Annotated in this window: 2 protein-coding genes; both read left to right on the top strand. The window is 54.4% G+C overall.

The window, feature by feature from the left end; genetic code table 11:
* Positions 1–111: 111 nt before the first annotated feature.
* Complete coding sequence (locus HLH36_RS19470; RefSeq protein ID WP_182987925.1) at positions 112–897, top strand: hypothetical protein; 786 nt, start codon at positions 112–114, stop codon at positions 895–897.
* Positions 894–1036, top strand: a 143-nt coding sequence (locus HLH36_RS19465) for a helix-turn-helix domain-containing protein (protein ID WP_182987924.1), incomplete at its 3' end; no start/stop codon positions are given. The genes HLH36_RS19470 and HLH36_RS19465, both read left to right, overlap by 4 nt.

Raw genomic sequence — 1036 nt, 5'->3', positions numbered from 1 at the left:
CCGGGCGGCACTGCTGGATGACCCGCTCAGGCCCAGCGATTATGCGATGGCCATGGAGTGGGTCGGGAGCGAGATAGATCGGCGCGTTGCGGCGATTGAGGAGATGCTGTCGTGAAGAAACCCAATGGCGGCGGCCATGAGCAGAAAACAGAAGGAGATGCCCTAATGGCGCATGATTGGTCGGATAACGCGCTCATGGGTATGCGACATCGTCTACTCAGCGTGCTTCGCAAATACTGTAGGGCCGATACCTCCGAAGACATGCTGGAAAAGCACGCTGCCATTTTGGACTACTGGTCGAATATGAAGCCAGGGAATGGAAAGCGCACGCAGGATAAGACTGCGGCGATACGAACGATCAAGGCATATCGCAAAGCGGCTAATGATTTGCTTTTGGCGGTTCAGGCCATACCGGAATATCCGATGATTATTGATGGTCGGCTAGACCTTTTTGATGAAATTCACAACACTGCAAAAGAAGTTGCCAGCCTGAATGAGAAAATATCTTCAGTAACCGGAACCGCTCTGGGTCACCTCACAGAGCACCGAGCACAAAATCCCGGTTCAGTTTTTCGGCAAATACTGGCTGAGTATGCTCGTCGTTCTTACGAGGATCTAACGGGACGGAATGCCGCTCCTGGAACGAATGGCGATACTGGAGAAAAAAGCGGCGATTACAACGCATTCTTGTTCGATATCGAGCGGCTTTTTGGCCTGGACCGGAGCCTTGAGTCCCAAGCGAAGAAAGCCAGAGCGCGCGCCCTGTCGAAGGCTAAGGAGAAAAACAAACCCAAATCTGGTGAAAACTCTCCTTTTGTCGCCGTCGCCGGGAATCATGCAGGTTCTTCAGGGCGCCCCCGGACACGCTCGGGCGCAAAAAAGGAGAAACTGCGATGACGAACGATTCCGCCTCTCCCCGTCTCTATCGGGTTGAGCAGATTGCCCAAGATGCAGGGATAAGCCGCACCACGGTCAATCGACTGATGCGGCGGGGCGCGCTGGAGCGCGTCAAAATCGGCAATGCCACGCGCATCAC

The sequence above is a fragment of the Gluconacetobacter aggeris genome (genome assembly GCF_014174395.1).
Lineage (GTDB): Bacteria > Pseudomonadota > Alphaproteobacteria > Acetobacterales > Acetobacteraceae > Gluconacetobacter > Gluconacetobacter aggeris.
Note: the sequence above shows the minus strand (reverse complement) of the source record. Positions and strands in the feature narration are given on the sequence as shown.